This window comes from Flammeovirga sp. EKP202, assembly GCF_014534745.1.
Classification (GTDB): domain Bacteria; phylum Bacteroidota; class Bacteroidia; order Cytophagales; family Flammeovirgaceae; genus Flammeovirga.
In genome coordinates this window covers 1-16351 of the sequence record NZ_JACVVP010000060.1, presented here as the reverse complement: position 1 = coordinate 16351, position 16351 = coordinate 1, and the positions used below count along the sequence as shown (strand labels likewise).

General features: G+C 34.6%; 5 protein-coding genes. All 5 read left to right on the top strand.

Annotated elements, in window-relative coordinates; translation table 11 throughout:
• Window positions 1-300: 300 nt before the first annotated feature.
• The 5 genes from IC221_RS24910 to IC221_RS24890 all read left to right on the top strand — a co-directional run bounded on the left by IC221_RS24910 (window position 301) and on the right by IC221_RS24890 (window position 15915).
• A complete protein-coding gene (locus tag IC221_RS24910; protein ID WP_188171551.1) occupies window positions 301-3471 on the top strand; it encodes a TonB-dependent receptor in 3171 nt (1056 codons plus the stop codon).
• 34 nt (window positions 3472-3505) lie between these two features.
• Window positions 3506-5176, top strand: coding sequence for a RagB/SusD family nutrient uptake outer membrane protein (locus tag IC221_RS24905; protein WP_223241484.1), 1671 nt, complete (start codon window positions 3506-3508; stop codon window positions 5174-5176).
• 494 nt (window positions 5177-5670) lie between these two features.
• Complete coding sequence (locus IC221_RS24900; protein WP_188171549.1) at window positions 5671-9030, top strand: FG-GAP-like repeat-containing protein; 3360 nt, start codon at window positions 5671-5673, stop codon at window positions 9028-9030.
• A gap of 61 nt (window positions 9031-9091) precedes the next feature.
• Window positions 9092-13093 carry a two-component regulator propeller domain-containing protein gene (locus IC221_RS24895; RefSeq protein ID WP_188171548.1) on the top strand — a complete coding sequence of 1334 codons (4002 nt, stop codon included), beginning with the start codon at window positions 9092-9094 and terminating at the stop codon, window positions 13091-13093.
• A 413-nt stretch (window positions 13094-13506) separates the two neighbouring features.
• Window positions 13507-15915, top strand: coding sequence for a glycoside hydrolase family 2 TIM barrel-domain containing protein (locus tag IC221_RS24890; protein ID WP_188171547.1), 2409 nt, complete (start codon window positions 13507-13509; stop codon window positions 15913-15915).
• Window positions 15916-16351 lie beyond the last annotated feature (436 nt).

The following is a 16351-nucleotide window of genomic DNA, read 5'->3' as shown; positions in this document are numbered from 1 at the left end:
TTTTTTTATTTTGTAAAGCAAAGTTGAACACAAGTTTTACGTTATTTTCTGATAAGAGTACAGTGCTAATAATGTTGTAATAATAGAAGTGAAAATCTTTTAAAAGTCTACAGATTATAAGTAAATAATACAAATAAATGTTAAAAGTGTATTAAATACATTAATTTTGTAATAGTGGAATAATGGACCCCCTCAATTTGATTCATAAAACCCTCATTGAAACCACTCTCATGGTCTAATTTGCAAATGTTTTATAAAACAGAATGAAAATTTTTTGAATTATTAACTTACAATTACATTATGAAAAAACTGTATTGTATTCTCTTTAGCTTGCTATTCAGTCTGTACTCGACAGTCGCTGTAGCTCAAGAAGGTATCACTGTGAGTGGTACTATTAAGACTTCCGATATGGCAGACGGATTACCAGGAGCGTATGTACTGGTAAAAGGATCAACTAAAGGAACCGTTACAGATATGGATGGTAGATACTCTTTGGTAGATATAGACCCCCAGGCTACTTTAGTATACTCTTACTTAGGGTATATAACACAAGAGGTTCTTGTGAATGGAAGAACTTCTATTGACATCACACTAAGTCCAGATATGGAAGCTTTGGATGAAGTAGTTGTCGTTGGTTATGGTACACAGAAAAAGGAAACTTTAGTAAGTTCTGTTTCAACGACCAAGGGAGAAGATCTTGTAAAGAGTCCACAAGCTAACTTAACAAACTCATTGACAGGTAGATTATCAGGTGTAATGGGAACTACAGCATCGGGAGAACCTGGTTTTGATGGTACTCAGCTACTTATCAGAGGTAAAAGCTCAAATGGTGATAACAGTCCATTGATTGTTGTCGATGGCGTAGCCAGTCAATTAGGTGGTTTAGATCGTTTAGATCCTAATAACATTGAGAGCATTTCAGTCTTAAAGGATGCATCAGCGTCTATTTATGGTTCAAGAGCAGCGAACGGTGTAATTATCGTTACGACTAAAAAAGGGGTTGTGAGTCCTCCTTCTGTTACATTCTCGTATAACCAAGGTTTTATACAGGCAACAAGAATTCCAAAAATGGCAAACTCTCAACAATATGCAACGATTCTGAATGAGATTCAATATTATGCAAATCCTGATGGAGGAATGAATCAAGTCTATTCTGCAGAGGAATTAGATAAGTTTGCAAATGGTTCTGATCCATTGAACTACCCTAACACAAATTGGTTAGATGAAGTGATTACGCCTTTATCTACTCAACATCAACTAAGTTTGTCATTAAACGGTGGAGGACCTAAGGTACAGTATTACCTGGCATTTGGTAACAGAAAACAAGAAAGCATTTACAATAAGGGTATAACTGAATATGCTCAAACGAATGTGAGAACAAACGTTGATGTGAAACTAACAGACAATCTAAAATTAGGAGCAAACATCAACGTTAGAAATGAGGAAGGGCTATATCCAACGGCTTCTGCTGGAAACATTTTCAGAGAAGCATATAGAGGTAAGCCAACAGAAGTGGCTTATTATCCTGCAAACGGAACTCCTGGCGATCCTAATTATTTCCCAGGTGGTTACGGTGTTGATGCAGAAGGGGCAGCTAACAACCCATTAGCATTAGTGACAGACATTGCAGGTACTAACACTCAACCTAAGAGAACAGTCAATACTGTTTTTAATTTAGATTACAAATTACCATTTGCAGAATTCTTATCTGTAAAAGCGTTTGCGGCATTAGATTACTCAACAAAGGAAACAAAGGTTTTTCAAAAGCCATTTGTTACCTATACTCCTGTAAGTCCTAGAAATTTACCTTCAAATTATGTATTGTCAGATTTCAACCAAGTTGGAAATAGTGTTATGGATCCTCAATTGAGACAAAGACAAGAAAATGAAGATTTAGCAACATACCATGCAGCATTACATTTCAATAAACAATTTGGAAAACACTATGTCACTGCTTTTGCGGCTTATGAGCAAAGTAAATTCGAAACAAATTATCTTACTGCTTTTAGAAGAGGTTTTGCTACTGATGTGGTAGAAGAATTGGATCAAGGACCAGTAGGTATTGATGAGAACGATGCTGTATATGCAACAAACGGAGGAAATAGTTTTGTAGAGACACGTAGAAACTATTTTGGTAGAGTGACTTATGATTACGAATCGAAGTATTTATTTGAAGCACAATTAAGGTATGATGGTTCTTCAAAATTCCCTAAAGGAAATGAGTATGGATTATTCTGGAATGTTTCAGGAGGTTGGAGAATTTCGGAGGAACCTTTCTTTAATGTAGACGCCATCAATAACTTAAAGTTGAGAGCTTCTTATGGTATTATTGGTAACGATAGAATTCCTGATTTTCAATTCTTAAACAGGTATCAAAACATTGGAGCAGGATATGTTACGGATGGTTTTTCAAGAACAAGGTATGTACCGGCTCAAATCGCTAACTCGGAAATTACTTGGGAGGAATCTCAAAAACTAGATATTGGCCTTGAGCTAACAGTATTCAAAAATATCTCATTGGAGGCCTCTTACTTCTCGGAAAGAAGAAACGGTTTATTGATTACGCCAAATGATTATCCTTGGGTTTCAGGTATTGTAAACGAATGGGGAGCGACCAATAATCCAAATGATAATACACCGGCTATCATTCCTCAAACCAACTCAGGAGAGACTTTAAATGAAGGTTTTGAAGTACAGTTGACTTACAATAAGACTATAAATAATGTTGATTTCTTTATAAGCGGTAATGCAACTTATGCTAAAAATAAAGTGATCAGTCTTAACGATCCAGAGACTATTGATTACAAAAAGGTAGAAGGTAAACCTTTAGGGGCACAGTTGTATTATCAATCGATCGGTATTTTCAGAACACCTGAAGATTTAGAAAACAACCCTTCATTGCCGGGTAACCAATTAGGTGACTTGATGTATGCTGATGTAGATGGTGACGGTGAAATCACTCCTAATGATCAGGTGAGAGCCGATAAGACCAATATTCCACGTCTAGTTTATGGTATTACAGGTGGTGTAAAGTGGAAAGGTTTTGATTTTAATTTCTTATTACAAGGCCAAGGAGGTACTCAGCAATACTTCTTACCTGAATCTGGATCAATTGGTAACTTAACGAAGACTTGGGCTGATAACAGATATTCTCCATCCAATACTCAAGGTTCTTATCCTAGAGCAGTTTCAAGAACATCATCTTCGTTAAGTGGTGGTAATGCTACAAGAAATACGTTTTGGTTGACAAATACAGCATTCTTGAGAATCAAAAATATAGAGCTTGGATATAATATCCCTACGCAAGTCCTAAATAGAGTGAGATTAAAGTCGGCAAGAATTTATGTTAATGCATTGAACCTAGCAACTTTCACTTCATCAGATGATTTTGATCCAGAGGTAACAAATACTCAAGGCCATGGATATCCTCAACACAAAATTTACAACATCGGTACCACAATTTCCTTCTAAGATTATGACTAATAAATTCTATATAGCAATATGCATGATGACTACCATCTTTGCGTGGTCATGTAATGATAACTTTCTACAGACTCCTTCCACGGATTTAACAGAAGACGTGATTTGGGGAGATCCTGCAATTGCAGAAACTTATATTCTAAACTTATACACAAGTATAAAGTTGGCTGATAAGGAACCCTCAAAAGGAGAAGGTTCACAAGGCTTAACAAGAGGTCATCACTGGGCCATGTTTTCATCAATAGCCGATGAGACGGTATATTCTAACGATGATCAAACTTATTTGGTACAAACAGGTCAACTTAGTCCGGGTAACTTTGGATTCACCAGTTCGGCTTGGGGACGAAACTATGTAGGTATCAGAGAATGTAATGATGCGTTGACAAGAATCCCAAATCTTGATTTGAGCGATCAAAAAATTAAAGAGCTGATGGCAGAAGTAAGGTTTATTAGAGCTGTAAGGTATTTTGAATTACTAAGAAGCTTTGGTGGTGCAGTATTGATTGGGGACCGTATTACTACTTTAGATGATGATTTCTCAGACCTTTATAATAGATCAACTATTAACGAAACAGTAGATTATATTATTAGTGAGTTGGAAGCTGCGGCTACAGATCTTCCAGATAGAACTGTACAACAAACAGGAAGAGCCACGTCAGAAGCAGCATTAGGGTATATCTCTAGAACTTTATTGTATGCGGCAAGTCCATTGTATACACAAACAGGGGCTCAAGCCAACGACGGTTTAAATGGTGGATCAACAAGAACTTGGCAGGAAGCTGCTGATGCGGCAAAAGCAGTGATGAACTTAGGGTTTACATTGGTAGATGATCTTAGTGATGATCCTTCTGAAAACTACAGATTACTATTCATCAGTGACCCTGATACGAGAGAGGATATTTTCTACAGAGATTATAACTCAGTATCAACTACTTTTAGTGGAATGGAAATAATGAACACGCCCAAAAGTAGAGGTGGATGGGCCGGTAATGGTCCAATGCAGAATTTTGTAGATGATTTTGAAATGCAAGATACAGGCCTGCCAATTACTGACGCAGGTTCAGGTTATGACCCTAATAATCCATATGAAGGTAGAGATCCACGATTCTATGGGTCAGTTATTTACCATGGTCTTGAGTATAGAGGAGCACCTTTGGATATCAATGTTGATGCAGGTCCTAACCAAAACCAATCAAGAACGGGTTACTTCTTACGTAAATTTGTAGACGAAAGTGTAACGGATTGGTGGACACAAGGGCGTCAATCTCCATGGAGATATATGCGATATGCTGAAATACTCTTGAATTATGCGGAAGCTCAAAATGAGGCATTTGGACCAGATGCTAGTGTTTATAATGCTGTAAATACTGTAAGAGCTAGAGCAAATATGCCAAACTTACCAAATGGCTTAACGCAAGATTCGATGAGAGAAAGAATCAGAAATGAAAGGAGAGTAGAACTGTCTTTTGAAGAACATAGATATTATGATGTAAGAAGATGGTTGATTGCCAATGATATTGAAAACAGACCTGCAAGAAAAGTTACTTATGATGAAGCGACAGGAACATATGATATGACAAAACAAGCAGATAATATGGGTGCAAAATCATTTTCTGTTGAACATTATTGGTTTCCTATTCCTCAAGATGAGATTACCATCTCTAAAGGAGCTTTGCAGCAAAATTATATGTATTAATACTTATTACATTGTAAACTAAATTATCTTCAACTTTTAATCGACCTTTCTGCAAGCATTTATAAGGTCAACTTTCAAGCTTCTTTACTCTTCGTTTTTGTCTTGAAACAAAAAGAAGCAAAAAGTTCAAGGCTTAGAAGTCAAAAGCTAAATTCCATTGCTCTCGCCTAAATGATTTTAAACTCGATGCACTCAAACAGCAAAATCATTTTTAACGGCTCAATACATGGAATTCTGAACGCTTTTCACTTCAAGGCCGAGGGAGATACTACTAAATGATTGTCTGATTACATGTCAAAAGACAAAGGTTTTAGAAGAAGAGGAAGTTTGAAAGTATATCCTATAAATGCTCGTAGAAAGGGCGATTGAAAGTTGACAGAAACTTAATTTACAATGTGTTATAAACCATGATGCCAAGTTTCTACTTGAGTATTCATTTAAAATAAGAATGGGGATGTTTCCAAGAAGAGATGTCCTCATTTAACTAACTTCACATGAAATATTATTACTTATCATTCTTATTCATATTCTTTATTGGGGCTTGCAAGCCTCAGATTAAAGAGGAAACCAAACTGTCTACTACATTATTTGAACGCATATCCCCCAATGAATCAGGGATTGATTTTGTCAACACCATTAGAGAAAATGAAAACTTAAATGGTATTCTATATGAATACTTATACAATGGAGGAGGAGTAGCAGCAGGCGATTTTAATGGGGATCAATATCCAGACCTTTACTTTGTCTCTAATTTAGATGATGACCAACTTTATTTAAATAACGGAAACTTAACTTTCAGAAATAGTACGGAGAGGTCTGGGATTATACAAGAGAAAAAAGGTTTTTGTACAGGTGTTTCAGTTGTTGATATAAATAGTGATGGATTGTTGGACATTTATGTATGTAAATCTGGTAAATATTCTAATCCTGATAGCAGAAGAAATTTATTGTTTATTAATCAAGGAATAGATAAAGAAGGGGTGCCCACTTTCAAGAATCAAGCAAAACAGTATGGTTTGGACCTGCCTCATTATTCTACTCAGGCTACTTTTTTAGATTATGATAAAGATGGAGACTTAGATGTTTTTATCATTAATCATTGGCCAAAAATATATGAGGATAGATTGATTATCAATTTAAAAGAAAAAGAATCGGCCTTGCAATCAGAAGTATTACTCAGAAATGATAATGGTAAATTTACAGATGTAAGTAAAGGGGCAGGGCTGATCAATAATGGATTGAGTTATGGCTTAGGTGTGGCTGTTGCAGACTTTAATAATGATACATGGCCTGATCTTTTGGTGAGTCATGATTTTTCACAAAAGGATCATCTATATTTAAATAACCAAGACGGTACTTTCCAAGAATCAATAAAAAGATCGACAAAACACATCTCTTTTTACTCAATGGGTAATGATGCCGCAGATATTAATAATGATGGCCTCGTAGACTTTATGACAGTGGATATGGTAGGAGAGAGTAGTTATGATATCAAAACATCGATGAGTGGTATGAATCCAAAACAGTTTTTCTTTTTGGTTGATCATGGCTTTCATCATCAATATATGTTCAATGCTTTACAACTAAACCAAGGTACTGTAAATGGCGTACCTCAATTTTCTGATATTGCTCAATTTTCAGGTGTATCAAATACAGATTGGAGTTGGGCACCTTTGTTTTTTGATGTAGACAATGATGGTTACAAAGATTTGTTTGTAAGTAATGGAGTAAAGAAAGATTTTAGAAATAACGATTTCAATAGCTATAAAAACCAGCAGTTTAACCAATTTTTTGAAACTCATACAAAGCGTAACAAAGTAAACAAAGAGAAAGCGAGAAGTCTGACAATGGATATTGTACGGAAAATGCCGGAAAGAAAGAAACCAAACCGAATCTATAAAAATTTGGATGGAACATCTTTTGAAAAAAAGTTAGATTGGATGGAGGGAATACCCAATGCTTCCAATGGAGCTGTTTATGTAGATTTGGATTTAGATGGCGACTTAGACCTAGTATTAAACAATACTGATGATCCTTCTCCAATTTATGAAAATACATCAAGGAGCAATAATAATTACCTAAATGTTGTACTCAGAGGAGATATTAAGAATACTCATGCTTTAGGTGCTAAGGTCTATGTGAGCAGTAATACATCAAATCAGTTGGTAGAAAATTATACTTCAAGAGGATTCCAATCTTCGTGTATTTCTTCATTACATTTTGGATTAGGAGACCAAGACAGCGTAAATATTAAAGTCATTTGGCCAGAGGGTGAAGTATCTATATTAGAGAAAGTGAAGGCGAATAAAAATATTTTAATTGAAAAGAGTAAAACACCTGTCCTATCAGGTGTAGAAAATCAAAATAACAAAGTACAGGATTGGGAAGAAGATCAAGGACTGATCCCTTTTGAACATCGAGAAAATGACTATTTTGATTTTGATAGAGAAGGACTTCTTCCACATCGTATGTCACGCTTTGGTCCAGCATTGGCCATCGGTGATGTGAATGGAGATGGATGGCAGGATGTGTTTGTAGGAGGAGCCTTGGGACAGGCTGCTGTTCTTTTTATACAAAACGAAAAAGGTGAATTTATAAAGCAAAAAGAGTTTATTGAATCAGAAAAAAGTGAAGATGTTGACGCAAAGTTTGTAGATTTAGATGGAGATGGTGATTTGGATCTATATGTAGCTACAGGAGGAAATGAATATGAAATTGGACATAAATGTTTGAATGATAGAATCTATGAAAACAAAAATGGACGGTTAACACTTTGTCATTGGCAAACACCATTGAATGGAAGTGCGGGGAGATTGAGGATAATTGATTTTGATAAAGATGGAGATGCTGATATTTTAGTTACTGGAAGACAAATTCCTGGTAAGTACCCTAGCCCTGCAAATACTTATTTACTTGAAAACCAATCTCAGGGAACTATTGACTTGAAGGTCAATTATGTATTTGAAAATATTGGAATGGTAACCGATGTAGAGTGGGTAGATATTGATAACGACAGTTGGGAAGACGTAGTGATGGTTGGAGAGTGGATGGCACCTATTGCTTTTAAAAATTCAAAAGGGAAATTTTTAAAGGAGTTTGATCTGGGTTTATCTGATCAAACAGGTTGGTATTTTACGGTGGCAAAAGGAGATTTTAATGAAGATGGAATGATAGATTTAGTAGTTGGAAATAATGGATTGAATTATAAGTACAAGGCCTCGTCTCAAAGCCCTTTTAAAATTTATACAAACGATTTCGATGAAAATGGAGATGCTGATATTGTTTTATCTTATGATGATAATGGAAAGCAAGTACCTGTAAGGGGAAGACAATGTTCATCTCAGGAAATGCCTTATATCAAAAAGAATTTTAAAAGTTACGATAAGTTCGCATCTGCAGACATTGAAGAGATTTATGGGGAAGAGAAGTTAGAAAATGCTTTAAAATACCAAGTCAATACCTTTGCATCTGCACTTTTGATGAATAAAGGAAATGGAACTTTTGAGTTTCATAACTTACCTTCAGAAGCACAGTATTCTGCCATCAACTCTATCATTGTTCATGATCAGAATAATGATAGTCATTTAGACCTTTTGGTAGCAGGCAATTGGTATGTTTCAGAAGTTGAAACAACAAGAAATGATGCAAGTTACGGATTACTAATGCTTGGAGATGGGCAAGGTAATTTTGATGTTTTAACTCCAAAAACAACTGGCCTGTACATGGATGGAGACGTTAGAGACATGAAGATGTTTGTAACTGCAAATGGTAATGATGTTATCCTCCTTTCAAGAAATAATGATAGCTTAAAAGCATTTGTCAAGAAACAGAACAGTTATTACAGTATGAAATAACTAATACAATTACCACACAAGAAATAACAATAACAACACACATAATATAGATTAAAGTGATATGATAAGGTCATTTTTAGTTCTTCTTTTTATATCGTATACCTACACTTTAGCTACTGCTGATAGTTTGTTTGTACAACACCGTTTTCATAGATTAAATGAGGAAATGGGATTGGAGAATAGTGTTATCAATGATATAGTAGAAGATAAATTTGGGCAAATTTGGGTGGCAACTGAATTTGGATTGTTTAGATACAACGGTTTTACTTTTGAATCTTTTTTTAAGGAACGAGATAACCCCAATTCTTTACCTCATAATTACGTGAGTAAATTATATGTGAGTGAAGACAATCAGATATGGATCATGACAGAATCGGGTATTGGCCTCTATGATTATACGAAAGATGAAATAGTCCGATACAAGCCTGATAAAATTCAAGGTGCCATCACTTCTATGGGTATAGGTAATGATGGGAATTTTTATTTTGGAAGTTTTCAAGGGGTTATTTATAAGTGTGATGGAGAAGAGGTGAAAACTAATCAAATGGTATTGGATCATGATATGTTGATGGGTGTATCAAAAATAACCATTGTAGATGACGTTCTTTGGGCTGTACGATTGCATGATGGTATTGTGAAATATGATCTTAAAACAGCAAAGTTAAAACACTACTCTTCTCAAGAACTAATGGGAGTAGATCGTGCTTTTTTTTATGATATCTATAGTGATGATTTAGGGGAGGTTTGGTTTCCTTCAGACCACGGATTATTTAAAGCAACAAAAGTTGGAGAAGAGTTTAAAATAGTGCAGCTCAAATCGGATGAACTGCCTAAAGACGATTACTTAACGGTGTTTAGAGATGAATCGAATAAAGTTTGGCTTGGAACAAGACAAAATGGATTTTATTCTTTTTTTAACCCTGACAGTACTAAAATCACGGACCTAAATCATTTCTCTCCTGGGTACAAATCAACAAAGGTTTCTCATAGAACGATCAGCAAGATTTTCCAAGATAAAAAAGGGTTATTATGGCTGGGTACACATAATGGAGGGATTAATATTTTTAATCCTTCTGGAGAAAAGGTTAGAAGATTAACCTACTACAATGATGGTGATCAAAGTTTAAGTAATAAAAGTGCTTGGGGAATATATGAATCTTATACCGGAGACCTCTGGGTGGGTACGGATGGAGGAGGATTGAATGTTTTGAATCCATTTACAGGAAAAATTAGCTTAGCAAAATGGCCCCTATTGAAAAAGATGGCAATACTTTCTGTTTATGAAGACCCTGACCAAAACCTTTGGTTGGGAACCTATGAAAATGGACTGATAAAGATTGATTTAAACTCTGATAACATTAAGCAATATAAGCTTGGAGGGAATAATAATGATTTTATTGTCAATGATATTAGAGCAATACATAGGACTGATAATGGCAATTTTTTCATAGGAACGAATAGAGGTGGATTATATCAATATTCTCAAAAAGAAGACTACTTTCACAAGGTGATAGCTTCACATGAAATGGATATCAGGTCAATCGTATCGATTGATGATCGAAATTTAATGTTAGGTACTTATCGCTTTGGATTAATCAACTTGAATTATGAAACGAATATCATAAAAAGCTATCCATCTGATGCGGAGAAAATAGCACAAGATGTTATTTTCAGTATGACTTATCATAATGATCGTTTGTGGATTTGTACAAGGGAATCTGGTCTGTTGATTTTTAACACCAAAACCAAACAGTATGAAACAGAACCAGCTTTAGATAATTTAGTAGGAAAACCAATCTCAGCAGTAGGGTTTGATATGAACAATAATGCTTGGGTGACCACTTTTGAGGGTATTTCTTGTTATTCCACCGAAAAAAAAGAACTGTATTTATTTAATGAAGATGATGGTATTCAGAAGGGACGGTTTAATATGGGGTCGTTAGTTGCATCGAAGAACAATTACATTGCAGTAGGTGGAATTTACGGTTTAAACCTTTTTAACCCCAACGACTTATTAATCGCAGAACCAAGTGAGAAAGTGGTTTTGAATTCCTTTAAAATTTTTGATCAGGTAATGACGCCAGAGAACTCTTCAATTTACCCTAAAGAAAAAAGTATTTTCTTGACGGATAGAGTAAACCTTAGTCATTCGGATAATGTATTTAGTATTGTGTTTTCGAAACCAGGGTTCAATTATGGTAAAAGAGAGGGCTATGCTTATATTTTAGAAAACTATGAGGAAAATTGGGTGACAGGAAGTTATTCAAATGATGTAACGTACAGAAATGTTACTCCTGGTAATTATAAGTTTAAGGTAAAAGAAATTTCAAGTTGTGAGGTGATTAAAGAACTTGATATAGTGATAAGCCCTCCATTTTGGTTATCATGGCCCGCTTATTTATTTTATTTTGTGGTGGTCACTTTATCATTGAGAAAGTATAATTCCTTCAAAAATAGTCGAATTGCATTGAAAAAGGATTTAGAATTTGAACAGGCTATGAGAGAAAAAGATAAACTTTCGATGCAGGAAAAACTACGTTTCTACACTAATTTTTCTCATGAACTCAAAACTCCTTTAACCTTAATTCAGGGTCCCGTAAATGATTTGTTGAAAAAAGAGAAAGATGATGAAGATGTGAAGCATCTTATCATGATTAAAAAGAATACTTCCATCTTATTGAAGTTCATTAGTAGAATGCTAGAGTTTAGAAAACTGGAGCAGAATAAGTCAATCTTAAATGTAGCCTCTTATGACTTGAATATAGTGGGGCAGGAAATTGCAGAGAGTTTTACACACTTAGCCAAAGAGAAGGGTGTATTGTTTGGGTATTATTCAGAAAATGATCTCAATGTATGGGTTGATATTGAAAAGGTACAGATTGCAATCAGTAATCTATTATCCAATGCTATTAAGTTTTCAGAGGCTGATCAAAAAGTGAAGTTTAGTTTATTTCATAAAGAGGATGATGTAATTATTGAAGTGAAAGACGAAGGTGAAGGAATCAAAAAAAGTGAGCTAGAACATATATTTTCTCCTTTCTATCAAGCAAGTAATTCAGTGGGTTCGGGTGGTACAGGAATAGGTCTGGCTTTAAGTAAAAATTTCATTGAATTACATGGGGGTAAAATCGAAGTAAATAGTGCAGTAGGAAAAGGTTCTACTTTTAGAATCACATTGAGAAAAGGAAAAACACATTTAGAAGAGATTGATGTGGTGAGGTACTTGGAAGTAAAACCTGAGGAAGACACTTTTAAAATACCATCAGGGAACAATGATGAGAAGCAAGAAGTGATAAACGATTCTAATAAGATCATTTTGGTTGTGGATGACAATAAAGACATTGCGGATTATGTATCTAATATATTCTCTTCTGAGAGTCAGGTAATAAAATGCTATAACGGACAGGATGCATTAGAAAAGGCAAAAACACTTCTCCCTACCATTATTATATCAGATATGATGATGCCCTCTATGGATGGTCTTGAGTTTTGTAAATTAATAAAAGAGAACATCGCGACAAGCCATATACCTATCATATTGTTGACTGCAAAAAATTCTGACAATTCTAAGATGAAAGGGTTTGAGGTAGGAGCCGATGATTATATCACTAAGCCATTTAATTCTGATTTATTGAAAGTAAGGGTTAATAATTTAATCAAGAATAGAAAACTCTTGGAAGTAGGTTATTCCGCTTCAGAATTGGTAGATATCAAAACGGCAAAATCAACAAGAGAGGCAGAATTTATTATTGATTTGGAATCGAAAATTGTTGAAATGGTAGACAATGGTAATTTTAATGTACAAGAACTTTGTACTGAATTAGGTTTTAGCCAAACTACGCTTTATCGAAAGGTAAAATCATTGACAGGAGATTCAATACAGCTTTTTGCTAAGAAAATTAAAATTAAAAAAGCAGCTCAAATGATGCTTCAGGAAGATATGACAATTACTGAAATTGCATTTTCTCTAGACTTTTCAGACATGAAATATTTTAGAAAATGTTTCAAGGAACAGTACAAGATGACTCCAACGGAATACAAGAAAAATAACATGGTGATTTAGTTTTCTTAAAAAGTAGATAAACAACTTTAAAAACTGCAAAAAGGACGTTTTTGAATAATTAGACCGTCACTTTTGATGGTTGCACCCCCTACTGATGTAAACAAAATTAGATTTATTTGTAATTAGGTAGATAATAAATAGTGGCCTCACACATACATTTTTTTTAGAATGTGTGAGGCACAGTTTGTATTAACTCGATGTTATGGTTTTACATTTATATTGAGTGATAATAACATTGAGCAATTAAGGTAATACGTTAATGATAGAAGATTGTTTTTATGAATTAACACTATCCTTTATTCCATTTTTTTGAAATAAATAGCCTTAATGAAATTTTCAAATGACTAATTACTATTCTTTGTCACATACCCATTAAACCCTAAATAAAACATTGAAATAATCTAAATTTTGAAATGAATTTTTTTGCAAAGATCTATTGTATTGCATTATTTTTTATTCTACAGATACATTACAGTACATGTGGACAAAACTTTGGTAATTCGGTATCAATTGACAATTGGCATTTCCACCTTGGTGATGTTCATTTGGGAGGCCGAGAATTTTTAGATCATACTGATTGGGATCAAGTGACAGTCCCGCATGATTGGTCTGTTCAACAACCTGCTAGTCCAGGTTTAGCAAGTTGTACTGGTTATTTACCCGGAGGGGTGGCATGGTATCGAACATCATTGGATTTGGAATTATTGGAAGAAAATGAAGAGCGATATTATCTATATTTTGAAGGTGTATATAAGAATAGTGAAGTTTTTTTTAATGGTAAATGGCTTGGCAAAAGACCTAATGGCTATGTCCCATTTATCTATGAAATTACTGATTATGTAAAATCAGGAAATAATGTAATTGCTGTAAAAGTAAATCATAATGATGATGCAGATTCGAGGTGGTATACTGGATCAGGGATTTACAGAAAAGTACATTTAGTAAAGTCAAAGGAAACACATTTTTCTGCTTGGTCAACATTCTATCAATCAACAGGCAATGCTGAAAAAGCGGAAATTGAACTGACAACTGAAATTGATAATTTTAAATCACAAACCTTTGAGGTGAGTCATGAACTTATAGACTTAAAGGGTAATCTAGTAGCTAAGGCAAATACAGGTCTTCTCTCTGACCAAAATACAAAAGCTTCTATTGTGGTCAATCAACCTCATTTGTGGAGTGTCGATGATCCTTATTTGTATAAACTGAAAACGAAACTAATTAAAGATGGACAGGTATGGGATCAGAATGAAATCACTGTTGGTATAAGGTATTTAAATTATGATCCCAATAAAGGTTTTGCACTTAATGGAACTTCTATGAAAATAAAAGGAGTCTGTTTACATCATGATGCAGGGGTACTTGGTGCTGCAGTTCCAAAATCAATTTGGAGAGAAAGACTTCTAAGGCTTAAAGAGATAGGGGTAAATGGTATCCGTATGAGTCATAATCCTCAAGCTACTGATTTATATGATCTATGTGATGAACTTGGTTTTCTTGTGATGGATGAGGCGTTTGACGAATGGGAATATCCTAAAAAGAAATGGATTAAAGGTTGGAATGTTGGCGAACCAGGGTTTCAAGGTGCAGCAGATTATTTTAGAGAGTGGTGGAAAGTAGATTTAGAAGCAATGGTACTTAGAGATAGAAATCACCCTTCTATTATTATGTGGAGTATAGGAAATGAGGTGGATTATCCTAATGACCCGTACAGTCACCCGATTATGTCTAATGCAGCTATTTCCCAAATTTTTGTCAAAGGATATTTAAAGGATAATCCACATGCAGACAGGTTAGGTGATATCGCAAAAGAGTTATCATCCACCGTTAGACAGTTGGATAAAAGTAGACCAGTGACAGCAGCATTGGCGGGGGTAATTATGTCCAATGAAACAGCATATCCTGGAGCTTTGGATATTGTGGGTTACAATTACACTGAAAGTAGGTACGATTTAGATCACAAGCTTTACCCTAATCGGGTGATTTATGGTAGTGAGACAAGACATGATTTGGAGGCTTGGAAAGCAGTAAGGGATAACGAATTTATATTTGGTCAGTTTATCTGGACAGGTTTGGATTATTTAGGGGAATCAGGTAAATGGCCTTCTAGAGGCTTTACAACTGGTATGATTGATTTAGCCAACAATATCAAACCGAGAGGTTACTTTAGAAAATCGTTATGGTCCAATGAACCAATGGTATATGTAGGTAGTTACATTGCTAAAAACGAAGAACACTTATCAATTGATGCTCCAAATAATTGGAATTATAAAACAGGTCAAAAAGTAAGAGTGGTGGCCTATACTAATACAGATAGAGTAGCTCTTTTTTTAAATGGTCAGAAAATCGGGAAAACAAAAAAATACGATGAAGCCACTGGAGTTATCTATTGGGATGTTCCTTTTGATGCAGGAGAGTTAAAAGCTGTTGCCTATGAAGGTAAAACAGTAGTTGCAAAGAGTAAGATCATGACAGCTGAAAGTCCTGTTAAAATAGAAATCGAAAGAATAGATACAGAAAAATTAGAGGCAGGAAATGTATTAATATTTGCTGTTGAGGCGAAAGATGAAAAAGGAAAGCTAAGCAAATTAGCAAGCAATGAAATTATAGTTCAATTGGAGGGTGATGCAAAACTCTTGGGAATTGAAAATGCAACCAATAATGTTGCTGAGGTCATGACAAGCCATCAACGTAATTTAAAAAATGGTAGGGCTACAGTGTATGTTCAAGTCACTACTTCAGAAGGCTTTACAATAGATATTTCATCCCCTTACCTTCAAGGTGTCTCAAAAAAAATAAGTAGTGGAGATCCTTTAAATTAGGCATAAAAAGATATGATAATGCAAAACAGCATAATCATCCAAGAATCATATACTTCATTTAAGATTAATTCTTTATCCAGACGGTAGTAAACTTTTAATATAGACCATTTTGAGAGTCACGACAGCCAATTAATTAATTTAGAATAAGAATGATTAATTTACGACAACAACTGAGTAGTATAGTATTTTCTATACTACTCTTTTAGCTATTTAAAAAGTAGTGGGTTAACTCATTAAAATGAATGATCTAATTCATAAATCTCTAAATACTTTTGGCTTAGTACTTATGATAAAAGAAAAAAAGGTAATTTAAAGTGTATTTACTAGTCTTCTTGCTTGATTGATAAACAAACTTTTACTGAAGTCATTTAAAAATTAAAGTTAACTTTTAATCGGTTTCTCAAAAACATACTCATAAATGCTATGTAGTGTGATT

Bases quoted from the DNA above. Each gene is read 5' to 3' on its own strand.
- IC221_RS24910 (WP_188171551.1), top strand. From the start codon at position 301: ATGAAAAAACTGTATTGTATTCTCTTTAGCTTGCTATTCAGTCTGTAC.
- IC221_RS24905 (WP_223241484.1), top strand. From the start codon at position 3,506: ATGATGACTACCATCTTTGCGTGGTCATGTAATGATAACTTTCTACAG.
- IC221_RS24900 (WP_188171549.1), top strand. From the start codon at position 5,671: ATGAAATATTATTACTTATCATTCTTATTCATATTCTTTATTGGGGCT.
- IC221_RS24895 (WP_188171548.1), top strand. From the start codon at position 9,092: ATGATAAGGTCATTTTTAGTTCTTCTTTTTATATCGTATACCTACACT.
- IC221_RS24890 (WP_188171547.1), top strand. From the start codon at position 13,507: ATGAATTTTTTTGCAAAGATCTATTGTATTGCATTATTTTTTATTCTA.